The organism is Bacillus sp. z33 (assembly GCF_058313615.1).
On sequence record NZ_JBZFQN010000004.1, the window covers coordinates 39506 to 64772 of the forward strand.

At 37.1% G+C, this 25267-nt stretch carries 23 protein-coding genes and 1 riboswitch; of the genes, 19 read left to right on the plus strand and 4 right to left on the minus strand.

Annotated elements, in window-relative coordinates; translation table 11 throughout:
• Positions 1–373 precede the first annotated feature (373 nt).
• The 8 genes from AC4G3L_RS14840 (at position 374) to AC4G3L_RS14875 (ending at position 8056) form a co-directional block, all read left to right on the plus strand.
• Positions 374–556, plus strand: a complete 183-nt coding sequence (locus AC4G3L_RS14840) for a Sec23/Sec24 zinc finger-containing protein (RefSeq protein WP_491077775.1) — start codon at positions 374–376, stop codon at positions 554–556.
• Positions 557–616: 60 nt separating this feature from the next.
• Positions 617–814, plus strand: a complete 198-nt coding sequence (locus AC4G3L_RS14845) for a hypothetical protein (RefSeq protein ID WP_491077776.1) — start codon at positions 617–619, stop codon at positions 812–814.
• Positions 815–1411: 597 nt separating this feature from the next.
• A complete protein-coding gene (locus AC4G3L_RS14850; protein ID WP_491077777.1) occupies positions 1412–2554 on the plus strand; it encodes a BMP family lipoprotein in 1143 nt (380 codons plus the stop codon).
• Between the two features lie 374 nt (positions 2555–2928).
• Positions 2929–3030: riboswitch (purine riboswitch) on the plus strand.
• Positions 3031–3054: 24 nt separating this feature from the next.
• Positions 3055–3150 carry a hypothetical protein gene (locus AC4G3L_RS14855; protein ID WP_491077967.1) on the plus strand — a complete coding sequence of 32 codons (96 nt, stop codon included), beginning with the start codon at positions 3055–3057 and terminating at the stop codon, positions 3148–3150.
• A complete protein-coding gene (locus AC4G3L_RS14860) occupies positions 3151–4293 on the plus strand; it encodes a BMP family lipoprotein (protein ID WP_491077778.1) in 1143 nt (380 codons plus the stop codon).
• A 127-nt stretch (positions 4294–4420) separates the two neighbouring features.
• Positions 4421–5953 (plus strand): ABC transporter ATP-binding protein, encoded by a 1533-nt coding sequence (locus AC4G3L_RS14865; protein ID WP_491077779.1) that lies wholly within the window; start codon positions 4421–4423, stop codon positions 5951–5953.
• Positions 5946–7097 (plus strand): ABC transporter permease, encoded by a 1152-nt coding sequence (locus AC4G3L_RS14870; RefSeq protein WP_491077780.1) that lies wholly within the window; start codon positions 5946–5948, stop codon positions 7095–7097. The genes AC4G3L_RS14865 and AC4G3L_RS14870 overlap by 8 nt, the downstream gene beginning before the upstream one ends.
• On the plus strand, positions 7097–8056 hold the full coding sequence (locus AC4G3L_RS14875) for an ABC transporter permease (protein ID WP_491077781.1): 960 nt from the start codon (positions 7097–7099) through the stop codon (positions 8054–8056). The genes AC4G3L_RS14870 and AC4G3L_RS14875 overlap by 1 nt, the downstream gene beginning before the upstream one ends.
• Positions 8057–8610: 554 nt before the next feature.
• On the opposite strand, the gene AC4G3L_RS14880 is transcribed toward AC4G3L_RS14875, so the two are convergent.
• The 3 genes from AC4G3L_RS14880 to AC4G3L_RS14890 are packed head-to-tail and all read right to left on the minus strand — an operon-like array spanning position 8611 to position 10771.
• Positions 8611–8979, minus strand: coding sequence for a hypothetical protein (locus AC4G3L_RS14880; RefSeq protein ID WP_491077782.1), 369 nt, complete (start codon positions 8977–8979; stop codon positions 8611–8613).
• Positions 8980–9029: 50 nt separating this feature from the next.
• Positions 9030–10103 carry a HAMP domain-containing sensor histidine kinase gene (locus AC4G3L_RS14885; RefSeq protein WP_491077783.1) on the minus strand — a complete coding sequence of 358 codons (1074 nt, stop codon included), beginning with the start codon at positions 10101–10103 and terminating at the stop codon, positions 9030–9032.
• Positions 10100–10771, minus strand: a complete 672-nt coding sequence (locus AC4G3L_RS14890; protein WP_491077784.1) for a response regulator transcription factor — start codon at positions 10769–10771, stop codon at positions 10100–10102. The genes AC4G3L_RS14885 and AC4G3L_RS14890 overlap by 4 nt, the downstream gene beginning before the upstream one ends.
• A 294-nt stretch (positions 10772–11065) precedes the next feature.
• Here AC4G3L_RS14890 and bsh point away from each other — a divergent pair, with 294 nt between their 5' ends.
• From bsh to AC4G3L_RS14940, 10 genes are all read left to right on the plus strand, one after another.
• Positions 11066–12064 carry a choloylglycine hydrolase gene (bsh, locus tag AC4G3L_RS14895; RefSeq protein WP_491077785.1) on the plus strand — a complete coding sequence of 333 codons (999 nt, stop codon included), beginning with the start codon at positions 11066–11068 and terminating at the stop codon, positions 12062–12064.
• A 559-nt stretch (positions 12065–12623) separates the two neighbouring features.
• Positions 12624–12995: a DUF956 family protein gene (locus AC4G3L_RS14900; protein ID WP_491077786.1), complete on the plus strand. Its 372-nt coding sequence runs from the start codon at positions 12624–12626 to the stop codon at positions 12993–12995.
• Positions 12996–13428: 433 nt separating this feature from the next.
• Entirely contained in the window at positions 13429–14397 is a 969-nt protein-coding gene (locus tag AC4G3L_RS14905) for a mannose/fructose/sorbose PTS transporter subunit IIA (RefSeq protein ID WP_491077787.1), read from the plus strand.
• A 43-nt stretch (positions 14398–14440) separates the two neighbouring features.
• Positions 14441–15244, plus strand: coding sequence for a PTS mannose/fructose/sorbose transporter subunit IIC (locus AC4G3L_RS14910; RefSeq protein ID WP_491077968.1), 804 nt, complete (start codon positions 14441–14443; stop codon positions 15242–15244).
• A gap of 18 nt (positions 15245–15262) precedes the next feature.
• Positions 15263–16174: a PTS system mannose/fructose/sorbose family transporter subunit IID gene (locus tag AC4G3L_RS14915; protein WP_491077788.1), complete on the plus strand. Its 912-nt coding sequence runs from the start codon at positions 15263–15265 to the stop codon at positions 16172–16174.
• A gap of 245 nt (positions 16175–16419) precedes the next feature.
• Positions 16420–17436 (plus strand): oxidoreductase, encoded by a 1017-nt coding sequence (locus AC4G3L_RS14920; protein WP_491077789.1) that lies wholly within the window; start codon positions 16420–16422, stop codon positions 17434–17436.
• A 360-nt stretch (positions 17437–17796) separates the two neighbouring features.
• A complete protein-coding gene (locus AC4G3L_RS14925) occupies positions 17797–18771 on the plus strand; it encodes a tRNA dihydrouridine synthase (RefSeq protein WP_491077790.1) in 975 nt (324 codons plus the stop codon).
• Between the two features lie 285 nt (positions 18772–19056).
• Positions 19057–20718, plus strand: a complete 1662-nt coding sequence (locus tag AC4G3L_RS14930; protein WP_491077791.1) for a M4 family metallopeptidase — start codon at positions 19057–19059, stop codon at positions 20716–20718.
• A 553-nt stretch (positions 20719–21271) separates the two neighbouring features.
• On the plus strand, positions 21272–22678 hold the full coding sequence (locus tag AC4G3L_RS14935; RefSeq protein ID WP_491077792.1) for an MFS transporter: 1407 nt from the start codon (positions 21272–21274) through the stop codon (positions 22676–22678).
• 121 nt (positions 22679–22799) lie between these two features.
• Entirely contained in the window at positions 22800–23495 is a 696-nt protein-coding gene (locus tag AC4G3L_RS14940; RefSeq protein ID WP_491077793.1) for a GntR family transcriptional regulator, read from the plus strand.
• A 121-nt stretch (positions 23496–23616) separates the two neighbouring features.
• Here AC4G3L_RS14940 and AC4G3L_RS14945 read toward each other — a convergent pair whose 3' ends face one another.
• Positions 23617–24471: a DegV family protein gene (locus tag AC4G3L_RS14945; RefSeq protein WP_491077794.1), complete on the minus strand. Its 855-nt coding sequence runs from the start codon at positions 24469–24471 to the stop codon at positions 23617–23619.
• 149 nt (positions 24472–24620) lie between these two features.
• On the opposite strand from AC4G3L_RS14945, the gene AC4G3L_RS14950 reads away from it, so the two are divergent.
• Positions 24621–25184: a TetR/AcrR family transcriptional regulator gene (locus AC4G3L_RS14950; RefSeq protein WP_491077795.1), complete on the plus strand. Its 564-nt coding sequence runs from the start codon at positions 24621–24623 to the stop codon at positions 25182–25184.
• Positions 25185–25267: the final 83 nt, after the last annotated feature.

Genomic DNA, 25267 nt, shown 5'->3' on the forward strand with positions numbered 1-25267 from the left:
GCTGCCTTTTATGTTTCCTGTATTGGATTTATGTACGTGTATTGAATCCAGATGTGTCCTTTGACTTTACAAGGCTGCTCGGTTTTCGTCAAATCGCCACAATATCGACAGTTGATCAGGGAAAGGGAGATATATGCCATTGTAGAGAAGCATTTTTGCTAACAAAATATATTAATGAACTATAGGGTGGAATAAGCTGAATTGGATTTTGTTTGACTAAATATTCAGAATAATATTACTATTATTATATAATATATTAGTATATGGTGTGTGTTGCTTAATTCATACGAGCTCAATACGCCATGCCATAGCACCAGAAGCATTAGGAGTATATTAATTACTTGGCGCCAATCCAGAACAAGGAGGTGGAATTATGCAGGAGAGATTCCCAGATATCGTGTGGTTTTGCGATCGCTGTAATGCATGCCTGAGCGAACAGCCGGATTTTGATGACCATCACTATGTTTGGAAATGTACAGAGTGCGGTCATAAGAATAGCATTTCTTCGGATTCAATCTATGAATCTGAGGATGATTTCAGAAATTATAATGGTTAAGTACAATTAGCTCAGGATACCTTGAGTAGACTGCTTTATAAATATAAAGGAGGATAAACTATGGCTATTTTTGAACGTGACCACAGACCCGTTATTCCATATGGTGTACTTAATGAGAAATCTGAGGAAATTGATGAATCGGATGAATTTGATGAATCTTTAAGTGTTTATGAAGCTGCAGAGATATGGGCTTCAAACGGGAAAGATGAAGATTATATGTTTGGGTACACTGAAGAAGAATTGGAAGATGCTCTTTAAAAATCAACACCCTGCTAGCATGATTGGGTTAGCCGGATGTTGGCATCTTAAAGTTTATATAGCTTTTATTTTCTTTACGTGCTTGAAGCTTCTTGTGTCGTTAGGAAAGAGTTGATAAATCCAGCAAATTCTCTTGTTTTATTGCCACATACACTCCACGCACTCGAGAGTGTAGCATAATTAGTATTGAATGAGGCAGTAGCCCTCTATAAGGAGGGTGCTGCCTTTTTTAAATTAAGAAAGTTTTCCTCCGATGTGTCTCTTAATTAAAATGATTTTTTTAGGAGTATTCGTCTTTTTGTTGATTTTATATAAATAAACTTATGCTTCCATTTATTTGCTAGTATATATACGAACATTAAATTACTTTTATTATAAAATATACGCATTTTTTATTGACGGTTAGGGTCTGTGTTGTTATTATAAGTGAGTAAATGAGTGATGTTATTTCAATATAATAAAAAGATTGAGCCTGAAAGTTTCTGTGGAAATACCGAAAATAGCTTGACTATGAGTCTATGTATAAACGTCAAGAGCTGGTGTAATAAGATTCTTTTTTGGCTGCAATTTAACTGAATAACAGAGGAGGATCTTTTCTTGAAACAAAGTACTAAAAAAATAGCAATGGTTTTATTATTAGCTTTAATGACTGTTGTTATGGCAGCGTGCGGAAATAGTGAAGATAAAAAAGAGTCCGGATCAGGTGGAGAAGGATTAAAAATTGCTATTGTAACAAGCCTTACTGGTGTTGATGATGGCAACTTTAATGAAAATAACTATGAAGGTATTTTGAAGTTTATTGAGAACAATCCAACAGCAACTGTAAAGGCTATTAAAGAAGAAACAGGCGACCCTGCTGCAGGTGTACAAGCAGTTGCGGATATCGTGGCAGATTATGATGTTATTGTAACACCAGGGTTCCAATTTGCTGGAATTTCAAGTGTTGCTTTAGAAAATCCTGATAAATCATTCATTTTAATTGATTCTGAGCCTACACCTGTAGGTGATCAAAAAACGTTCGATAATATATATTCTATGACTTTTGCCGAACAAGAAGGTGGCTTTTTTGCCGGAATGGCTGCGGCACTTGAAACAAAAACAAATAAAGTTGCGGTTGTAAACGGGATTGCGTACCCATCAAACGTAAACTATCAGTTTGGTTTTGAATCAGGCGTAGAGTTTGTTAATAAAAACTATGGAAGAAATGTTGAAGTTGTAGAATTATCAGGTTATGCAGGGACAGATGTCACAGGTAAAGATGTTGGCGGTAACTATGCAGGATCTTTTGGAGATGAAGCAACTGGAAAAGTAATCGGAAATGCATTGATTAAAAAAGGTGTAGATCAAATCTTTGTTGCAGCAGGCGGCACTGGCAATGGTGTATTCACAGCGGTTAAGGAAGCGAAAGGCGACGTAAAAGTAATTGGCTGTGATGTTGACCAATTTGATGACGGTGTAAATGGTTCTGAAAACATCGTGTTAACATCTGCGGCTAAATTTATGGGCATGAATGTTGAAAAAGCGTTGAATGGTGTTGTTGAAGGAACCTTTAAAGGTGAAAATGTAGTTCTTCATGCAGATACAGATTCTACTGGGTTTATAAAAGAAGAAGGCCGCCATCAATTATCAGGGGATACACTTACCAAAATGAATGAAGCATATGAGTTAGTGAAAGATGGTACAATCGTACCTGCATCTAACTTTAATGGTCATACGCCAGAAAAGTTTCCAGGGTTGTAACATTCAATATAAACAAGTAATGAAATGAATCATTAGAAGTTTATCACTTCCTGATTTTTAGCGGATCAGGGAGATGGTGAACTTCTGATTTTTTTCTTTTTAGTTATTGTGATAAAGAAGGAGAAGGATATCTGATCACATTCTCAATTAAATTACGCTTTAAATGTAAATAGCTATACTGATCTCTGATTCTTCAATTTTGATAATAGGAGACTAAAGATGAAATCCTTAGAACTAACGATTGTTAACCTCTATTTATCCAAATATAACCGCAATGTTATTTCTTTTTAATCTATTATCGAATATTAATTGTTATTTCAAAAAAATATAAGTGTCTTATTGACAGCTGGAATTCACGATGTTAACATGACGTTGTAAAAATTAAATGTTATTCTCGTATAATATTGGGGATATGGCCCGAAAGTTTCTACCAAGCTACCATAAATAGCTTGACTACGAGGTTGTGTACTTATAAGTGAAAAAAATTATCTTTTTCCTTTATCTACCTTCCTGAAGTCAAGCACCGGTATAACTCGGTGCTTTTTAATTTTTACAGACAGAAAAATATCAGAATGATTTCAGAGGAGGATATTTAAGTGAAAAAAGGCACACAAAAAATAGCAATGGTACTGATCATTGCATTAATGACTGCTGTTATGGCAGCATGCGGAAATAATGAAAATGAAGCGCTGTCCGGAGCAGGTGAAGATGGGCTGAAAATTGCCATTGTAACAAGTCCTTCAGGCGTTGATGATGGTAACTTTAATGAAGATAACTATAACGGTATTTTAAACTTTATCGAAAATAATCCAACAGCAACAGTAAAGGCTGTTAAAGAAGAAACGGGCGATCCTGCTGCAGCTGTACAAGCTGTTGCTGATATCGTGGCAGATTATGATGTTATTATAACACCTGGGTTTCAATTCGCCGGAATTTCTAGTATTGCTTTAGAAAATCCTGATAAAAAATTTATTATAAATGACTCTGAGCCTGCGCCTGTAGGTGATCAAACAGAATTTGATAATATATATGCCATGAATTTTGCTGAACAAGAAAGTGGCTTTTTTGCCGGAATGGCAGCCGCACTTGAAACAAAAACAAATAAAGTAGCGGTTGTAAATGGTATCGCTTATCCTTCAAATGTAAATTATCAATTTGGCTTTGAGTCAGGTGTAAATTACGCTAATAAGGTTTTTGGAAAAGATGTTGAAGTTGTAGAATTATCAGGTTATGCAGGGACTGATGTAACAGGTAAAGATGTTGGCGGTAACTATGCAGGATCTTTTGCAGATGAAGCTACCGGCAAAGTGATTGGAAATGCGTTAATTAAAAAAGGTGTAGATCAAATCTTTGTTGCAGCGGGCGGAACCGGAAATGGTGTATTCACAGCGGTTAAGGAAGCGAAAGGCGACGTAAAAGTAATTGGTTGTGATGTTGACCAATTTGATGACGGTGTAAATGGTTCTGAAAACATCGTGTTAACATCCGGTGTAAAATTCATGAGCATGAATATTGAAAAGGCATTGAATTCAGTTGTTGACGGAAGCTTTAAGGGTGGAAATGTAGTTCTTCATGCAGATACAGATTCTACTGGGTTTATAAAAGAAGAAGGCCGTCATCAATTATCAGAGGATACACTTACTAAAATGAATGAAGCATATGAGTTAGTGAAAGATGGCACAATTGTACCTGCATCTAACTTTAATGGCCATACGCCAGAAAAGTTTCCAGGGTTGTAACATCAATAGAAACACAATAATGAAATGAACCTTTAGAAGTTTATCACTTCCTGATTTTTGGCGGATCGGGGAGATGATAAACTTCTAAATTTTTCCTATATGGATATTGTGATAAAGGAGGAGAAAAATGTCTGATTATATTGTAGAAATGAAACATATAACCAAACGATTCCCTGGAATAGTAGCGAATGATGATGTATCCATCGGCATAAAAAAAGGAGAAATTTTCGCTTTACTTGGGGAGAATGGTGCGGGTAAATCAACATTGATGAGTATGCTGGGCGGCATGTATGAACCGGATGAAGGAGAAATTTATATCCGGGGTGAAAAAGTGGAAATCAGTTCACCTAACCATGCGGCGAAGCTTAACATAGGAATGGTCCATCAGCATTTTAAGTTAGTCTCTGATTATACGATTACAGAGAATATTATTTTAGGAGTTGAGCCAATCAAAAAGTTGGCGGGTCTCTTTTCATTTGTAGATATTCGAAATGCCAATCGTAAAGTTGAAGAACTGTCCAAAAACTTTGGCTTAGAAGTGGATCCTACTAAAAAAATAGCTGATCTAACTGTTTCTATGCAGCAACGGGTGGAAATTTTAAAGGTACTCTACCGTGAAGCAGAGATCCTCATTTTTGATGAACCGACTGCAGTTTTAACACCACAAGAAATTGAGTTCTTGCTTAACATTATTGAAGGTCTACGGAACGCTGGAAAAACAATCATATTAATTACACATAAGCTTGAAGAAATCAAGAAAGTGGCTGATCGGTGCGCTGTATTGAACAAGGGCAAATTAGTCGATGTGTTGGATGTGAAGAAGACATCTGTTAATCATATGGCTCGATTAATGGTAGGCAGGGAGGTAAGTTTTGAAGCTGAAAAAGCGCCTGCCCAGTTCAAAGAGGAAGTATTGAAGGTAGAAAATCTGACCGTTAAAAATGAAGATGGGTTTGAAGTAGTGAAAGATGTGTCCTTTACCATACGCAGCGGTGAAATATTTGCCATTGCCGGAGTTGCAGATAATGGGCAGGTTGAAATAGCGGATGCGATAGCTGGATTAACAAAGGTCAGTGGTGGAAACATACTTCTTGGCGACAAGAACATTACGAATGAAACGATAAGAAACAGAACAGAAGCTGGAATATCTTATATACCTGAAGATAGGCAAAGCTACGGGTTATTTTTGGATTTTGATTTATCTACCAATCTGGCTTTAAAACAGTATTACAGGGAGCCTTTTTCTGGTAAGGGTATCTTAAATAAAGAAGAAATTGAGCAATTTGGCCACAAGATGATTGATAAATATGATATTAGAAGTGGACAAGGCATTAAGACACAGGTTCGTTCGATGAGTGGCGGCAATCAGCAAAAAGCCATCATCGCTCGCGAAATTGAATTGCAATCGCCGCTCATGATTTTCGTTCAGCCAACGCGGGGAGTAGACATTGGTGCGATTGAAAATATCCATAAAATGATTATTCAGGAACGGGATCGAGGAAAAGCGATTCTGCTTATTTCATTAGAGCTGGATGAAATTATGAATGTAGCGGATACCATAGGAGTTATATATAATGGCCAACTTCAAAAGATTGCTAGAAGAGAATCATTAACGACGAATGAAGTCGGTGAATATATGATGGGGGCAAAGCATGAGTAAAGATAAAAAGAAAAAAAGTTTAAGATATAGTCTTATTCGGCCAATAAGCAATGAGAAATGGCAGCCGATTTCACTTCCATTAGTCGCCATACTCATAAGTTTCATTGCTGCAGCCATTGTTATACTTTTGATCGGCAAAAATCCCTTGCAGGCGTTTTACAATTTGCTCCAAGGGGCGGGAATCTTGCCGAAGCCATCTTATGCTGGCTATAAGAGCATGCTGACTGATTTTTTGAGTTTGCTGAATGCCATGACACCGCTTGTGTTTGCAAGCTTGGCAGTTACTGTTGCATTTAGAGCAGGCCTCTTTAATATTGGGGTCTCCGGCCAAATGCTCGTCTCGGGTTTCTTTGCGACGATTATTGTTGGTTACAGTGGTTTGGATGCCATCATCGCAAAGCCGCTTGTGTTGGTAATCGGAATTATCGCTGGGGGACTAATGGGAGGATTAGTTGGGTGGCTTAAATATAAATTTAACATCAATGAAGTAGTATCTACGATTATGTTGAATTATATCGCCCAATATGTCATTAGCTTTTTTATTCAGATGTATTATATCGACCCTGTCTCAAGACAATCTCAATATATCTCAGAAGCAGCAAGATTAACGCTAGTGAATGTCGAAATAGGAAACTTAAAAATGGACATTCCATTGGGCTTTATTTTAGCTATCCTTACAGCTGTTTTAATTAAGTTCTTCATGGATAAAACAGTAGTTGGCTTTGAACTGAAAGCGGTAGGTTCCAACCGGAATGCAGCAAAGTATACGGGAATCAATGTAGGAAGAAATACAGTTTTAGCCATGGTTATTTCAGGTGGTTTGGCTGGTCTTGCAGGTGTCACGTATTATCTGGGTTATTTTTCTTCTATCCAGCCAAAAGTATTATCCAGCATCGGTTTTGATTCCATAGCTGTATCCTTGCTCGGAAACTCGCATCCAATTGGCGTTATTTTCTCATCTTTTCTAGTATCCACTATTGAGCAGGGGAGCACATATATGAGTTCGCAGGCTGGAATCAGACAAGAAATATCTTCTGTGATTGTTGGATTGATTCTATTATTCAGTGCATGTGGAGTGTACATGAAATATAAAGTCAGCCGCCTGAAGGAAAAAGAAGCGGATCGAAAGGAGAGTGAAGCATAATGGATACAATAATTATTGATGGTTTATCCTTTGCCCTTCCTCTTTTTATCATGGCAATAGGCGGTATATATAGTGAAAAGAGCGGAATTACCAATCTGGCGTTGGAAGGCTTTCAAGGTTTTGGAGCATTCATTGGGGCGCTGGCAGCTGTTCTGATCGCAAATGCTTTTGGCACAGATATTCAAGATCTATTTTACGTGGCGTTACTGTTTGCTATGATTGGCGGGATGGCTTTTTCCATTATTCATGCTGTACTGAGTGTTAAGTTTAAGGCAGACCAAGTGATCAGCGGTGTTGTGATCAATATTTTGGCGTTGGCTCTTACGACATTCTTAACGACACAAATAAATGCACTTGTATTTGGAACAGCTTCGGACAAGTTTCAGTTAGGAGTATCGGAACGTTTTACGATTGAAGGGTTAGCCGATATACCGATTATAGGTGCGATTTTTACAAATATATATCCGTTCGAAGTGATTATTATCGTGATCGCGATATTTGCCTGGTACCTTTTATATAAAACGAAATATGGCATGCGCTTGAGGGCTTGCGGAGAAAACCCTCATTCGGTTGATGCAGCAGGTGTGGATGTATCGAAGATCAGGTTTTCAGCCGTTTTAATCTCGGGCCTATTATCAGGTCTGGGCGGTATGTGTTTTGCCTATTCCATTTCAGCAAACTTTTCTTCAAGTATCTATATGGGATATGGATTCTTGGCCATTGCCGCATTAATTTTTGGAAATTGGAGGATTCTCCCTACCTTAGCTGCATGTCTTTTATTTGGTTTTGCAAAATCAGGGGGAGCTTTTATAGCCCAGTCAATGGCATTGCCAAGCAGTTTTACCGATTTATTCATGATTTTACCGTATGTATTAACGTTACTGTTATTAATCTTCTTCTCTAAAACAAACCGTGCTCCTAGGGCATTAGGTGAGGTTTATGATAAAGGAAAGAGATAAATAAATTGACTAAGCAGTTTAATTCTGGTGATATGTTAACATTCGGTTAATGCAACGTGTGAGTAACGCTAAATTACCGTCAAAGACACTACACAATCTCATCTTGCAGATAGCATGATATAAAATAAAATTATAAACCTACCAACATCCCATTGTGTTGCCAATTATAGTCCACACATGTGGAAAATGTTGCGAAGCTGGAATTAAATTAAGGCAGTCAGCCCTCTTTTTAAAAGGGGGCTCTGTCTTTTATATTAGTAAAGAATGGAGTAATTATTTGATGACTATATAAGGTAGATTCCACAAACCCAGTGTAAGCACATATCCTGTTGCAGCATCCATCCATAATGTAATAAAAGTTTTTTTGTTTTCCATTTTGTAATAGCTCCTTTATATACTTCATTTGATAGTTGTATCTTACCTATTTGATGTTTGCGAATTGCAAAAGAAATGTTTACTAAATGTTAAACCGAAAAAATATTATCCATATATAAAAAAGAATCCTATAAACGATTACCGTTTACAGGATGTCCTACTTACCTACCTGATGAAATCTATTTTAATAATTCTTCGCTCAAAGACAGAATCTGTGGTGCAAGTTTTTCTCGCTCTCTTTTTGTTATTTTTATATATAGGGGATAGGCAACGCTTATTAGCACAAGTCCCAATAAACCTACGATTATTCCTGGTACGAAAAGCTGTTCACGCCATACTAGACAGCAACTCAAACCTATTCCAAACAATAATGTTCCTATAAGGCCTGACATAATGGCCAACATTGTTCCTGGTCTTTCTGCCCTTTTATCCAAATTGCGTAACTGTTCGAATGGATCATCTTCCTTTTTCATATATTTCTTTTTAATCGCTTCGATTTCTCCCTGTCTTTTTGCAGAATACGTATACTCAAATTTACTATTTTCCATCATAGTCCTCCATTCTTGATTTACATTTACGCATAAGACAATTTCTAATTTTATTCAATGACGTTCGTCCTTAAGTAGACAGTAAACGTACTGCCTTCTCCCAATGTACTTTGTACATGAATAACGCCGCCAACTATATCAATCACTCTCTTTACCAATGCCAGTCCCAGACCGTTTCCCTGCACAGCATGGGAAGTATCCCCCTGATAAAATTTTTCGAAAATATGCTTCCCTGTTTCCGGGCTAATGCCACAACCGCTGTCGCTGACTTCTACAAATGCAGTAAGTCCTTCTTTCTTTACCTTAATACCAACAGTTCCGCCATTATCCGTAAACTTTATCGCATTTGAAAACAGATTGTTCCATACTAGACTTAACAGTTCGGCATCTTCGTGTATGAAAATATCTTCTTCTAGATCGGTTTCAATATGAATGTTTTTACTTGTCCATGACTGCTCAAATAGAAGTAAACATTCGCAAATTTGTTCCGTTAAACTATACTGTTTTCTCTCCGGAAAGATTTGTTGATTTTCCAGGCGATTTAATTTCAATATATTTGTAATCAGACCAGATAATCTTCTTGTCTGCGTAGTAATGGCTTTTGCATATTCTACCTTCTGTGTTTCTGAAAGGGAATGTCCCTGAAGCAGTGTTCCATAATTTTGGATAGCCGCAAGCGGGGTCTTAATTTCATGAGAGACATTTGAAATAAAATCTGTTCGAAGAGTTTCTACTCCAGACAACTCTACAGCAAGCTCATTAATCCCTTTGATAATAGCATCGAATTCATTGCTGCTGTTCTCGTTTTTAATATAGGGAATCTGTGTCTTGAAATTGCCAGACATTATTTCATCCAGACCTGCCTGAATCCGTGCTATTGGTTTTCTTACCATCAAGGTACGGCGAATTTCATCAATCAAACTGAAAATAAATGTGAGAATGATAACGTTTAAGAAGGTAATGGGAACAGCAGCTCTCATTTCTTCCGACGTCAAATCAACCCAATGCAGAAACAATACCAAATTGCAGGTAACTACAAATGCCATCAGTATAAAAAATATAAGGAATCTCCCAAAATTAAATAAAAACTTTCTCCTATTTCGTTCATCTGAGGTAATTCTCATTTGAGCACCGTCTTATATCCTAATCCATGTACGGTGACAATCTCAAAATCCTTGCATGCAGAAAACTTATCTCTCAATTTTGTAATGTAAACATCCACCACACGTGGTCCTGATTGGGATTCAGCATCCCAGAACTCATCCATTAACTGAGTTCTTGTAAATGTTTTCTTAGGGTATGACAAAAGCTTATACAACAACTTGAACTCTCTTACCGTCAGATTGATCTCTTCCTCATTTAAATAAGCTGTGTGCTCTTCGATGTCCAGCCTCAGCTGGCCAATCTCAATTTTTTTATTGGATGCAATTTTTGCCCTGCGGAGCAATGCTTCTAGTCGAAGGAGTAATTCATCCATATCAACAGGTTTTACCATGTAATCATCGGCACCGGCATGGAAACCTTTTCTTTTTGATTCGAGATCTTCCTTTGCTGTCATAAATAAAATTGGAATATCATTGTTCAATTCCCTCACAGACTTGGCAAATTCAAATCCATCAATCCCCGGCATCATTATGTCAGAAATAATTAAATCAAAGATACGGTCAGTCATCGCGTCATAGGCATCATTGACATCCAAAACACCTTTAGCTTGATAGCCGTTTAGGTTCAAATAAGTACATACTGTCTGATTTAAATTTTCATTATCTTCTACTACTAATATTTGAAACATCTGTATTCTCCTCGTTGCATTTTTGACATTATAGCATGTGATTGTTTACGAAATGTTAATGTATTTTAAAAATGCCTAATAGATGGATGTAATGCTATAAGAACAACCAGAAAAAGAAATTAGTCTAGTCTTGACTGATACAAAAGAGAGCCTAATTTAGAATCTAAAACAAAACTGTATCAATTCAATACGGATTAGCATTAGCTTGTATAAAAATTAAAAAATGCAGAAAAATATAGTTGGATAATAGGGGGTTATAATAGCATATCTGATCTTTAGTAAGATAAAAATGAGGTGACCGATATTTGTACAGGATTAAGTATTAAATCTCAAGAGGGTAAGTGGTTTTTTGGAAGGAATATGGACTTAGCCTATTATTTCAATCAGGCAGTTATGATTATTCCAAGAAACTATCAATATCAAGATAGAGTAACAGGTAATATGGTAACCAATAAGCGTGCTATTATTGGAATGGGAACGGTAATTGATAACCATCCTCTTCTAGCTGATGCTATGAACGATGTTGGCCTAGCATGCGCAGGATTAAATTTTGAAGGATACGCATATTTTGAGAAAGAACCGATTGAAGGGAAAAATAATATTGCACCCTACGACTTTATACAATGGGTATTATCAAATCACGAAACAGTAGAAGAAGTTAAACGTGGAATTGAGCATTTAGAACTTGTGGATTGTCCAATCAATGAAAATACACCTGTTTCAATGCTTCACTGGATGATTGCAGATAAGACAGGAAAGGCTATTGTGGTAGAAAAGACAAAAGACCGCTTGACTGTACATGACAATCTCATAGGAGTTTTGACCAACAACCCTACCTTTGATTGGCATTTAACAAACTTGAATGAGTATCTACATCTGACTCCGATTTCACCAAAAGAAACAAAATGGGGAAAGCAAACATTAAAAGCATTGGGCATTGGAGCTGGAACATTAGGGATACCCGGAGACTTTGCTTCCGTTTCCAGATTTGTAAGGATTGCTTATATTCGTACACATATGCCTAAAATTGAAGGGGATAAACAATCTATTACACAATTTTTTCATATGCTGGATTATGTGAAAATGGTTAAAGGAGGGGTCCTTACAGATGAAGGGTTAGAGGATGGTACAACCTATTCTTCTTGTATGGATCAAGACAAAGGTGTTTATTATTATAAAACGTATGAAAATAATCGTATCAATGCGATAGATATGCATAAGGAACAACTAGAGGGGATAAATCTTAAAATCTTTAAATACCTCACAAACCAGGATTTTAACTATCAGAATTAGATTTACTCATGTTGACGAAGGAGTTAGGCTATAAGCGGATAGAAATAATAAGTGAAAGAAGAAATAGCTTACCGAAGTGTCTAAAAGCTTAACTTCTTTCAGAGGAATAGCTAAACAATATGAATAAAATAACTACCCCTCATGTATTTTCACTTAAATCCACACACGTGGAAAATGTTGCGCAACACATTTTAAAATAAGGCAGTCCAGCCTCAGTTAATGGGGCACTGCCTTTTAATGTTTCTGGTATTAGATTTATCGATATGTATTGAATCCGGATGTGACTCTCAGTTGTGCAAGCAATTTCTCGACCGGTGAGTGAATGAGTTGAGTAGTTAGTGTCTTAAGGTTTGAAAGGTTCTTCAATTTGTTGATTAGTATCTTCCATTATTTAGATAAGTTCAGTTAGTAGAATTAGAAAATTTCCACTAGCAAGCATCTACTTGTTTATTTTTATCTTTGAAGATGATTTTTCTATGTTTATGAACTCTATTCACTTAAAGTGAGAAAATGCGTATAATAATGAATATTAAAAGAGAGAAATGGAGTAGTCTATCAAATGGTTCAATCAATCAATACAAAAGTTGAGTTAGTTATTGATGCGACCTCACATAACGGTCTTCCTGAATACGGGAAAATTATGATTGGTGACAAAGGATTTGAATTCTTTAATGAACGTGATGCTCGTAAATTTATTCAAATTCCTTGGGAGGAAGTTGATTATGTGATTGCTTCTATCATGTTTAAAGGGAAATGGATTCCGCGTTATGCTATTCAAACTAAACGAAATGGGACATTTACATTTTCCTCGAAGGATTCAAAAAAAGTATTGCGAGTCATTCGTGAACATGTTGATCCCGCTTATATGGTTCAATCATTAAGTTTCTTTGATGTAATTAAACGCGGAATAATCAGTATATTTAAAAAGTAATAGTTTCACAAAAAAGACAGGTTAGTAACTTGTCTTTTTTTGTCGAAAGAAATAAAAATGTGATAGATAAAGTAGTCATTGAAAATTAGGGCGAGGGACATGGAAAAATAAAATCGTTCTTGAAAGCGGATTATTCGGCGTGCTATAATCACTATGAAAGTTAATTGAAATTTTCGAAAAGCGAGTTTAAATGACCATCTCCTTTATTTTTTACGCGTTACTAAATTCGATCAGGCATGGGTAAAAAGTAATGATTGATGAAGAAAAAGGGGGAGCGTTTATACCTATTACTTCATTTAATCGACTTTTTATTCTTGTCTTTTTTTGTCGATAATGTAATCGCTTAAGGATGGTCGGAAAACACATCTATGGAATAACTAGGCGTGTTTTACCGTTTTTATTTGATTGTACAATAATAATAGGAGGTAAAAAGATGGTAGGGATTATCATTGCTAGTCACGGTGAATTTGCTAATGGTCTCTTGCAATCTGGAGAAATGATCTTCGGAGTGCAAGAAAATGTGAAAGCTGTTACATTAATGCCGAGTGAAGGACCTGATGATGTAAAGGCAAAAATGAAAGAAGCAATCGCCTCTTTCGATAACCAAGATGAAGTCTTATTCTTAGTCGATCTTTGGGGTGGTACTCCTTTCAACCAAGCCAACAGCTTGCTTGAAGAACACCAAGACAAATGGGCAATCGTTGCTGGTATGAACTTGCCAATGTTGATTGAAGCTTTTGCATCCCGTTTTTCAATGAACAAAGCACATGAAATTGCCGCTCATATTTTAGGCACTGCTAAAGAAGGAGTTAAAGTAAAACCTGAAGGATTAGAACCGGTTGCAGAAGTTAAACCTGCTGAAAAACCGTCAACTGCAGGTACTCCTGGTAAATTTGAGTACGTGTTAGCTCGTATCGACTCTCGCTTGCTTCACGGACAAGTAGCGACTGGCTGGACTAAGGCGACAAATCCTACTCGTATCATCGTTGTATCTGATACAGTAGCTAAGGATGATCTTCGTAAGAAATTAATCCAACAAGCAGCTCCACCAGGTGTAAAGGCACACGTAGTTCCTGTACATAAAATGATTGAACTTGCAAAAGATGATCAGCATTTTGGCGGTCAGCGCGCATTACTTCTTTTCGAAAATCCGCAAGATGCACTTAGGGCGGTTGAAGGTGGCGTTCCATTGGAGACGATCAATGTTGGTTCTATGGCACACTCAACTGGTAAAGTTCAACCGAATAAGGTGCTTGCATTCAACCAAGAGGATATTGAGACTTTTGGTAGATTAAAAGAGCTTGGTTTGAAATTTGATGTACGTAAAGTCCCGAATGACTCAAAAGGCAACATGGACGACATTATCAAGAAAGCTCAAGAAGAGTTAAACAAACAAAAGTAATCATGATGATCACGAAAAAAAGGGAGGATAAATCATTATGGATTTGACTATTATTCAAATAATATTAGTCCTTTTCGTAGCATTCTTAGCCGGTGTAGAAGGTATCTTGGATGAATTCCACTTCCATCAGCCAATTATTGCATGTACGTTAATCGGCTTAGTTACAGGAGAACTTGTACCTTGTCTTATCTTAGGCGGTACGCTTCAAATGATCGCTTTAGGTTGGGCAAACATTGGAGCAGCCGTAGCACCAGATGCCGCGTTGGCATCAATTGCATCTGCCATTATTTTAGTTTTAAGTGGTCAAGGACAAGATGGAGTATCTTCTGCAATTGCGATTGCAGTTCCACTTGCAGTTGCTGGACTTTTATTAACAATTATCTGTCGTACGATAGCAACAGCATTTGTTCACTTTATGGATGCTGCTGCCGCAGAAGGAAATATTAGAGTAGTAGAATTTTGGCACATCGCTGCAATCTGTATGCAAGGATTACGTATTGCAATCCCAGCTGGATTGATTTTAGCAGTTGGTGCAGGTCCGGTTCAAAGCTTGTTAGAATCTATGCCAGATTGGTTAACAAACGGTTTAGCAATCGGCGGGGGAATGGTCGTTGCCGTTGGTTATGCAATGGTTATTAATATGATGGCTACAAAAGAAGTATGGCCATTCTTTGCAATTGGATTCGTATTAGCAACTGTTACAGAAATCACACTTATTGGTTTAGGAGCTATCGGTGTGGCTCTAGCACTAATCTATTTAGCTCTTTCTAAACAAGGTGGTTCAGGTGGTAATGGCGGAAATGGTAATACAGGTGACCCAATAGGCGCTATTATTGATAATTACTAAGAAGGAGGAGGACAGAAAGTGGAAAAAGAATTGAGATTATCGAAAAAAGATCGTATTTCTGTTTGGTGGCGTTCAACTTTCATTCAAGGTTCTTGGAACTATGAACGAATGCAAAACGGTGGTTGGGCGTATGCAATGATTCCAGCTATTAAAAGATTATATAAAACAAAAGAAGACCGCTCTGCTGCACTAAAACGTCACTTAGAGTTCTTTAATACTCATCCATATGTAGCTTCACCTATACTTGGTGTAACTTTAGCGCTTGAAGAAGAACGTGCAAATGGAGCACCGGTTGACGACGTAGCTATTCAAGGGGTTAAAGTCGGTATGATGGGACCTTTAGCGGGTATCGGGGATCCAGTTTTCTGGTTCACGGTTAAGCCAATTCTTGGTGCGTTAGCGGCTTCTCTTGCTATGACTGGTAACATACTTGGACCGATTCTTTACTTCGTATTATGGAATCTTATTCGTATGGGATTCACTTGGTATACACAGGAATTTGGTTACAAAGCAGGTTCTAAAATTACAGACGATTTATCTGGCGGGTTGCTTCAAGACATTACCAAAGGTGCCTCGATACTCGGGATGTTTATCCTTGGTGCGTTAGTTAACCGTTGGGTATCTGTTAAGTTTACGCCAACTGTATCTTCCGTTCAGCTTGATGAAGGTGCTTATATCGCTTGGGATAAGTTACCTGCAGGCGCAGAAGGAATTAAAACGGCGCTTGAACAACAAGCTGCCGGTCTTTCATTAAGTGATGTTAAAGTAACAACTCTACAACAAAATTTAGATAGTTTAATCCCTGGCTTATCTGGATTGCTATTAACACTTCTATGCATGTGGCTGCTTAGGAAGAAAGTATCACCAATCGTAATGATTCTTGGATTGTTCGTCGCTGGTGTTGTCTTCCATGTATTAGGCATCATGTAATGGATTCATAACGTTTGTTCAGGCTTCTTGAAAGAAATAATAGAAGACTGATAAACAAATAGAGAAGCACCTCCTGAATTTGAGTTATTCATTTTCAGGGGGTGTTCTTCATATATCAGCGCAAAACTTATCGTTGCCACCTGTTACACATATTTCAAAATGGAAATCGTTTTGACGTCCATTACAAGTAACAATAGTATGAACAGAAGAGAGTACATATAAAATTTATATTCCAGGAGGCTGCTATGCTAACTATTGGTTATATTGGAAATGGGAAAAGCACGAACAGATACCATTTGCCGTTCGTCCTGCAAAGAGAGAATATAAAAGTAAAAATAATTTATCAAAGAAATCCTGATCATGAAAGTTGGGATCGGGTTGCAGGTGTCCATTATACATCTGATTTAGATCAACTATTAAATGACAAAGATATACAACTCATTGTGGTTTGTACAAAACATGACAGTCATTATGAATACGCAAAATTGGTATTAGAACATAATAAACACTGTTTGGTTGAAAAACCTTTTATGGAAACGTCCGAGCAGGCAAAAGAAATATTTGCAATTGCGAGAGAGAAAGGATTAATTGTTCAAGCCTACCAAAATAGACGTTTTGATAGTGATTTTTTAACTGTTAAAAAGGTTATCGAAGAAGGGAAGTTAGGAGACCTGCTGGAAGTGGAAATGCATTTTGACTATTTCCGCCCTGAAGTACCAGAGTCTACTACTACTTTCGATCCTGCTATGTCATTTTTATATGGACATGCTTGCCATACACTGGATCAGGTTATCAGCTATTTCGGCAAGCCGGATCACATCCACTATGATGTTAGGCAATTATTGGGGCAAGGCAGAATGAATGATTATTTTGATTTGGATCTATATTATGGTGAATTAAAGGTTACTGTAAAATCGAGTTATTTTAGAATTAAAGAAAGACCTAGCTTTGTGGTTTATGGCAAAAAGGGATGCTTTGTGAAAGCAACGAAAGATCGTCAGGAAGAACACTTGAAATTATTTTATATGCCAGACAATAAAGATTTTGGAGTAGATACACTGGAACATTATGGGGTACTGACATATGTTGACGAAGATGGTACATTCCACGAAGAAAAAGTGAAATCCATCAATGGCGATTATGGTCGAGTATATGATGAATTATATGAAGCTATCATGAATGGTAAAGATAAAACCATTACAGATGAACAAACCCTGCTCCAAATGGAAATATTAGAAACTGGGATTGAAAATTTAAAGTAATTAAAGGCACAGCTCCGGTTAAGTGGATATTGAATTATTCTAAGCGGCTTTTAGCTCTTTTATCTAGGGGCTAATGCCGTTTTTTTTTTTTTTACTGTTTGGAACAAAAAGAGATAATAAAAAGGTTGAATTTATCTGCTTATATAAATTCTTAAATAGGGGTTTAAGAAGGAGGAGATACTATTTATAAGCGTTTCGCAGAATTAGTATATAAGAAGTAACCTATTTAGGTTCAAAATTTCTATAGTTTGATAAATAGTGCTTATGCATGCTATAAGTGTAAAAGAAGATTATTTCTGTATAATTTAGGGATAGAGTTCTATCTGATATCCCATTTAATGAGAGGATTGGAATTTTAATATGAAAGAAAATTTTTGGCGCGATCTACCACGACCTTTTTTTGTACTGGCACCGATGGAAGATGTGACGGATGTTGTTTTTCGCCATGTTGTTAGTGAAGCAGGGAGACCTGATGTGTTTTTTACAGAGTTTACAAATTCGGAAAGCTATTGTCACCCTCTGGGAATAGAGAGTGTGCGTGGACGTTTGGCCTATACAGAGGATGAACAACCGTTGGTAGCCCATATTTGGGGGGACAGGCCTGAAAACTTCCAAAAAATGAGTATTGGTATGGCGGAGTTAGGGTTTAAAGGCATAGATATCAATATGGGATGTCCCGTACCTAATGTAGCTGATAATGGAAAGGGAAGTGGCCTGATCTGTCGTCCTGAAGTTGCAGCCGATTTAATACAAGCAGCAAAAGCGGGGGGATTGCCGGTAAGTGTGAAGACAAGGCTTGGTTTCACGGATATAGACGAATGGCGTGATTGGCTGACACACATATTGAAACAAGATATCGCTAATCTTTCTATACATCTGCGTACACGAGATGAAATGAGTAAGGTTGATGCTCATTGGGAACTGGTTCCGGAGATTAAGAAACTTCGTGACCAGGTCGCACCAGATACACTTCTAACGATCAATGGAGATATACTTGACCGTGAAATGGGCCTGAAACTGGCTGAACAATACGGTGTAGATGGGATTATGATTGGGCGCGGTATTTTCAAAAATCCATTTGCCTTTGAACATGAGCCGAAAGAACATAGCAGTAAGGAATTACTTGATCTCTTGAGGCTGCATTTAGATCTCCATGATAAATATTCAGAAGTAGTACCTCGCAAGTTCACGCATCTTCATCGTTTCTTTAAGATCTATGTCCGTGGATTCCATGGGGCTGGTGAATTACGAAATGAGTTGATGAATACGAAGTCCTCAGATGAAGCGCGTGCATTGCTCGAAAAATTTGAAGAGCTTAATGGGATGGACAAATAGTAGAAGTATTTGAATGAGAACATTGTTGCTACATCTCTATAGTAGAACGGATTTCAAATCTGTTTGGTATGTTATGAAGTAATCCTAATCTTAAAATAAACCCTTGGAACTGCGTGATTTCCGCATGTCTAAGGGTTTTTCCTTTAAAATTATCTATTGCTGTTTCTAGTATTGTAGGATTAACTATCTATTGATTTTATTTTATTAACAATTCAAATTATTCATGATATTTCCTCTCCCTCACTTTATAATGAATAAAATAGAGTGTAGTAGGAGGGTAAGATATTGAAGAAAAAATTGATAATACCAGTAATTCTATCGTCTGCCATGTTAGTAGGTTCTATTCCAGTTGGTAGTGTTTTTGCACAGCCGGTTAATTCGAAAGCGATAAGTAAAGAGTGGAATGAGAGAGCAAGCGTGCCTCTATTTGTGAAGGAGAAGATTGCTGAAAAATACTCTTCTAGTACTCCTTCAAATGCATTGAATTATTTGAAGAATAGGCAAGGGAAGACTGGAATCAGTAATCCAGAGAAAAACTTGAAGGTGAAAGATGTACAAAAAGATGAACTTGGCATGACACACATCCGTTTCAATCAAACGGTAAATGGAGTAAATGTTGAAGGTTCTGACATTATTGTTCATTTTAATAAGAATCATGATGTTGAATCGGTTAATGGGAGAATGAATCAGACACTTAGTGAATCAAAAGTGAATACAGCTACTTCTCTAAGCAGTGAAGGAGCAGTAAAAGAAGCCTTATCCTCAGTCAAAGCCCCTGAAGAACTGACATATGAACCTACTGCTGAACTGGTTATTTACCCTTATAAAGGAGAAAATTATACCGCCTATAAAGTAAATGTTAACTTTATGGGAGAAGAACCTGGAAACTGGTTTGTCTTCGTTGACGCGAAAACGGGTGAGGTAATTGATCAGTATAACACCCTCATGCATGCTGCTGAAACAAAAACGCAAAAAGGGACAGGAATCGGTGTACATGGAGATCGCAGGGAATTACATATTACCCGAGTGAAGGAAAAGAATTCTGGTACTAAGTTCTCGTTAGCAGATTATGCCCATACTAATCTTGATGGTATTGAAACTTATGATGCCAAAAATGATAATACTTCCTCTAATGATACGCTATATATAGGAAATTCAGCTTCATTTATCAAAGACTATGATCGTGCTGCTGTCGATGCACACTATAATTCTGAAAAGGTATACGAATATTTTCTCAATGAACATGACCGCAATTCCCTTGATGGAGAAGGAATGGCTATCATTTCTAAAGTTCACTATGGTACCAATTATAATAATGCTTCCTGGAATGGGCGTTGGATGACCTACGGTGATGGTGATGGAGAGTTTATGATTTCTCTGGCGGCTGGTCTGGATGTAGCGGCGCATGAGATGACGCATGGGGTTATTACTAATTCGGCAAATCTGGTCTACCTAAATCAATCTGGAGCATTAAACGAGTCGTTTGCGGATGTGTTTGGTGTACTTGTTGACGATGATGACTGGGAAATGGGGGAGGATATTATGGCCCCTGCTGCTAAAGCTGATGGAGTCACCGTATTGCGCAGCTTAAGTAATCCAAACAGTGTGGTCGTTAGCAATGAACAAAGAAGGGAATATAGTACAAATGGGGGTGTCCATCCAGACCATATGGTCGAGTTTTATCATATGCCGACTTCCGTTGATGGCGGTGGTGTCCATGTTAATTCATCCATTACAAATCATGCTGCATACTTGATTGGTCAAGAACTTGGAAGAGAAAAGCTGGGGGAAATCTACTATCGAGCTTTAACGGTTTATTTAACCGCTAATTCTGATTTTAGCGATGCACGGACCGCAATTGTCCAATCTGCCGTTGATTTGTATGGAAAAGGTAGCGAGGAAGAGTCAGGCGTTCATTCTGGTTTTGATGCGGTGGGTATTTATTAAGTTATCCAGGTGGGTAATAGAAGACTTTGTGTAGCTAAAGTTTAATAGTCAAGTTTATTCCCTTAGACGTAAGTTTAAGGGTTTTTTTATGATTTTCTTAGTATCTTATAGGGGTGCCCAAGGAATGATTTTTAAAGGGGGGACTGGTAAATCCCTCTGATGGTTTTACATGATTAGGTTAATTTCACAAGTGTATTTATTTTCATATTTGATAAAAATATTGGAAATGTGTAAAAAGTTCAAAAATTGGGTTGGCATTTAATCATAAACATGCTAGTATACTAGTGTGAATGGTGATGGAACCTGTTTTATTGGTTATTAATTTGTGAAGTATTGAGCAACTTTATGTGAAGTGTTGAACAATATTAAAATTTATTTTTAGTTTGTATGCAAGTTAGAACTGATATTAAGGACTAGAAATACTTCTATAAGAAACATAAATTAAGCTCAACTGATTTTGGAGTAATATTGAGAACGCTTGCAAATTAGTGTCCAAGTGGATGAATCAAGATCCATTACATTTAAAAATAGTTAAGTACTGGAGGAGAAGTAAATGGGTGAACCACAAATGAAAACGATTACTGAAGCAAAAGAATCTTCAGTAGCACATCGTCCTTTTGGTATGAGAGACAAAATTGGTTATTTGATGGGTGATTTTGGAAATGATTTCTTCTTTCTTTTAGTAAGTGCTTATTTAATGGTCTTCTACACAGATATATTCCATATCAGTGCAGCTACTGTTGGGGTATTATTCATGGTGGCACGTCTGTGGGATGCCGTTGCGGATGTAACATGGGGTCGTTTTATTGACACAAGGCCAGCAACTAAAAACGGAAAATTTAAACCTTGGATTTTTAGAATGTCTTTCCCTCTTGTTTTATCAGGCGTCTTAATGTTTGTAACCATTCCTGGAATGAGCGATGGCTTTTACATGGCATGGGCATTTGTTACTTACATTGTTTGGGGAACATTATACAGTACAGTAAATATTCCGTATGGATCAATGGCATCTGTTATTACAGATAACCCGGATGAACGTACAACCTTATCCACTTGGAGAACAGCTGGTGCAATGTCAGCAAGTTTAATCATTAACGCAGTTGCTCCATTAATCGTGTTCGTAGATAATCAAATCGATGCGAACCGTATGTTTATGGCGGCATGTATTTTCGGGGTTCTTTCAATCTGTTGCTATATGGCATGCTATAAACTTTCAACTGAACGTATTACGGCATCAGAAGGAACAAAAGAAACAGGTAACATGAAAGCTACGGTTAAAGGATTAGTGAAAAACAAACCATTAATTTGGATTTTGACAGCATCATTATTACTAATGATGAACACAATGCTTATGGGTGCAGTCAACGTATATCTGTTCAAAGACTATTTCACAAATGCAGCTGCCTTAAGTCTTATGGGAGTTGTTCAGACAGCTGGTACATTCGTAGTAATGCCATTTGTTAAACCGCTTGTTGCAAAGTTCGGTAAGAAAGAAATATCATCTGTAGGTATGTTAGTGGCAACTGTTGTATATTTAGTCTTATTCTACATGAAAGATTTAAGTGCTATGCAGTACATCGCTATTGCAACACTTGGTATGATAGGATTAGCTTTCTTTAATGTTGTAGTTTGGGCATTCGTAACAGACGTTATTGATTACCATGAATTATTGACTGGTTTACGCGAAGATGGAACTGTATACTCTATCTATTCGTTCGCACGTAAAGTTGGCCAAGCAATTGCCGGTGGAATTGGTGGTTTTGCCATTGGCCTTGTGGGATACAATGCAGCAAATAGTGTGCAAACACAAGGCGCTCTTGATGGTATTCACATGTTAGCAACATTAGTGCCTGCCATTGTTTTTGCGATAATTTTTGTTATACTAGTTTTCTTATATCCACTTAATAAGAAACGTACAGACGAAATGGTTGTTGAATTGAATGCAAGAAGAAAACAATAACCTCTATAGATAAATGGAAATAAAAAGAAGATAGCTGATGATTCATTAGTTATCTTCTTTACTTATGAATTGATAACAAGTTTGTTAAGTTAAGCTCTAATTTTTTGAGGAGGGTCCGCTTATGTTAGTTGTGACACCGAGAGCAGTTGGAGAAAATACGAAAGAGTATTCTTATCGCCTGGTTAAAAACGCTATTATGTCATTGCAACTGCAACCGGGCCAATCCATTAGAGAAGCAGATTTAGCTGCTTCTTTGCAAATTTCTAGAACACCGATTAGAGAAGTATTGGGGAAATTGAAAGAAGAGCACCTGGTGGATGTCTTTCCGCAAATAGGTACATATGTATCTAAGATTAATTATCAATTAATTGAGGAAGCAGCTTTCATGCGCTTTACGTTAGAAAAGGAAATTTTGAAATTATCTTGTCGGACGTTTTCAATGAAGAGTTTAAGAGAGTTGAAAAGAATAGTAGCTCAACAAGAAGAGCTTATTTTTGAAAAAGAAGATGTACAAGAGTTTCATCAATTGGATAAACAATTCCACTTTTTAATTTTTAGAGAGAATAAGAAGGAGCATATATGGGAGGCGATTATGCGTCTAAGTACACATTATAATCGTATGAGATTACTTTCTGAAATCAACAATAGCTTTGGTGACGCGATTAAACAACATCAAGATATTATCCAATTAATAGAAAATCAAGAGATGGAATATGCTTCGCAGATTGCCTATCAACATATAATAGAACCGAAAAGAAAGTGGAAGCAATTTTTAGAGGAAGGTAACCCGTATTTGCATTATTTCGAGGTGGAGTAAAAAGTATCCAACGTATAAGGATACTTTTTTTGTTTATAGCAAAATCTATTCATACAAACCCTCTTAGATTGGGAAGTACTATAAAAGAAAGAACAGAAGGGAGATATCCTTCTATTCTCGTTTATTGTTTTATATAAGCAAGTCCTAGACACCCTGGACCGGTATGGCTGCCAATGGATGGACCGATTTCGGTGATGAATACTTGCGCGAAGGATTGTTCTAATTCAAGATCAGCTTTTAAGGATAATGCATGATCAAGATTATTAGAGTGTAAAATACAAATCATTTCTCTCTCAACATTTGAAGCTAGGAATCTCTCTTTGATTTGCTTGGTTGCACCGGATGTTTTGCGGGCTTTGCAGACAGATTCAATGACTCCATTATCTGTAACAGATAGGATTGGTTTGATTCCGATTAGTCCACCAATTTTTGCGATAGCAGGATTAAGTCTGCCCCCTCTTGCTAGGTATTGTAAGTCATTCACGTAAAATTCCACGTGGAAGGATTGTTTGTTTTCTTCTAGGTATTCGACAATCTGATCGTAGGAATACTTCTCATCTCTCATCATGCAAGCTTTGACCACTAACATTCCCATAGCCATAGAACCAGTTAAGGAATCGATTACGGTGATACGACTTTCCGGATATGAATCTAGTAATTCCAGACTTGCCAATCTAATATTATTAAACGTGCAACTTAATGCACTGGAAAGAGTTACACAAATGATATCGTTCCCTTTTTCCAATTCTTCTTTTAATACTTGAATTGCGGCGGATGGAGAGCTGGCACTTGTCTTGGCAACCTCGCCGTTTGCTAATCTTTTATAAAACTCCCCAAGTTCCATCTTACGTTCGGAACCGTACTCTACTTGATCCTCGAACTGAAAATGAAGAGGAATTAATTTTATTCCATATTTTTCGATTACCTCTGTAGGGATATCGCAACTTCCATCGGTAATAATTGATATATTCTTCATGAAAACCTCCAAGTTATTAAACACTATGTTGTATAAAATTTGTTATCATTGTATAATGATGGCCCGGAAGCATCAATCATCAATTTTAATCAGAATGAAAGTTATTAAACAGAATGGAAAGATTTGTTTAAGAATAGGAGTCAGAATGGATGGAAGATCGCAGAATAAGATATACCAAGAAAGTAATAAAAGATACATTTATCGAATTGTTAGAGAAGAAACCAATCAATATAATTACCGTAACCGAGCTATGTAAACAGTCTGAAATCAATCGGGCTACCTTTTATCGATATTATGAGGATGTATATGATTTGATGGAGAAGCTAAAGAGTCAGTATGTCGATGAACTGAAGGCAGCTATCTCTATTTCGAAGGATGACTATACGATTTCCGGATTTACAAGTGAAATTCTCGAGGTCATTCTAAGCAATAAAGAACTAAGCAGAGTTCTCTTTAGTTTGAAGAACGGGAAAGATTTTTTGGATGATGTCTTAGACATTGCCCATCAGAAATGTATAGAAAAATGGGATCGTTACGGGAAGAATGTGCCCCAAGCACAGGTTGGATATATATCCACATTTATTTCTGCAGGGACGATAGGCATACTGAATGAGTGGATTCAGAATGATTTCAAGGAATCTCCCTCTGAGATTGCAAATCTAATTGAAAATATCAGTCAATACGGTATCTCTAAAATCATTTATGGAGAGTAAGGCTAGATTGTTACAACTAGAAAAAAACAGATTTCCAGGACAGACTTAAGAAATACAAGGCTCTGTAGCTTTAATGAAAGAGA

Excerpts from the sequence above, each read along its gene's own strand:
- AC4G3L_RS14840 (WP_491077775.1), top strand. The coding sequence starts at position 374 with ATGCAGGAGAGATTCCCAGATATCGTGTGGTTTTGCGATCGCTGTAAT.
- AC4G3L_RS14845 (WP_491077776.1), top strand. The coding sequence starts at position 617 with ATGGCTATTTTTGAACGTGACCACAGACCCGTTATTCCATATGGTGTA.
- AC4G3L_RS14865 (WP_491077779.1), top strand. The coding sequence starts at position 4,421 with ATGTCTGATTATATTGTAGAAATGAAACATATAACCAAACGATTCCCT.
- AC4G3L_RS14870 (WP_491077780.1), top strand. The coding sequence starts at position 5,946 with ATGAGTAAAGATAAAAAGAAAAAAAGTTTAAGATATAGTCTTATTCGG.
- AC4G3L_RS14875 (WP_491077781.1), top strand. The coding sequence starts at position 7,097 with ATGGATACAATAATTATTGATGGTTTATCCTTTGCCCTTCCTCTTTTT.
- AC4G3L_RS14880 (WP_491077782.1), bottom strand. The coding sequence starts at position 8,979 with ATGGAAAATAGTAAATTTGAGTATACGTATTCTGCAAAAAGACAGGGA.
- AC4G3L_RS14885 (WP_491077783.1), bottom strand. The coding sequence starts at position 10,103 with ATGAGAATTACCTCAGATGAACGAAATAGGAGAAAGTTTTTATTTAAT.
- AC4G3L_RS14890 (WP_491077784.1), bottom strand. The coding sequence starts at position 10,771 with ATGTTTCAAATATTAGTAGTAGAAGATAATGAAAATTTAAATCAGACA.
- AC4G3L_RS14900 (WP_491077786.1), top strand. The coding sequence starts at position 12,624 with ATGGTTCAATCAATCAATACAAAAGTTGAGTTAGTTATTGATGCGACC.
- AC4G3L_RS14905 (WP_491077787.1), top strand. The coding sequence starts at position 13,429 with ATGGTAGGGATTATCATTGCTAGTCACGGTGAATTTGCTAATGGTCTC.
- AC4G3L_RS14920 (WP_491077789.1), top strand. The coding sequence starts at position 16,420 with ATGCTAACTATTGGTTATATTGGAAATGGGAAAAGCACGAACAGATAC.
- AC4G3L_RS14925 (WP_491077790.1), top strand. The coding sequence starts at position 17,797 with ATGAAAGAAAATTTTTGGCGCGATCTACCACGACCTTTTTTTGTACTG.
- AC4G3L_RS14935 (WP_491077792.1), top strand. The coding sequence starts at position 21,272 with ATGGGTGAACCACAAATGAAAACGATTACTGAAGCAAAAGAATCTTCA.
- AC4G3L_RS14940 (WP_491077793.1), top strand. The coding sequence starts at position 22,800 with ATGTTAGTTGTGACACCGAGAGCAGTTGGAGAAAATACGAAAGAGTAT.
- AC4G3L_RS14945 (WP_491077794.1), bottom strand. The coding sequence starts at position 24,471 with ATGAAGAATATATCAATTATTACCGATGGAAGTTGCGATATCCCTACA.
- AC4G3L_RS14950 (WP_491077795.1), top strand. The coding sequence starts at position 24,621 with ATGGAAGATCGCAGAATAAGATATACCAAGAAAGTAATAAAAGATACA.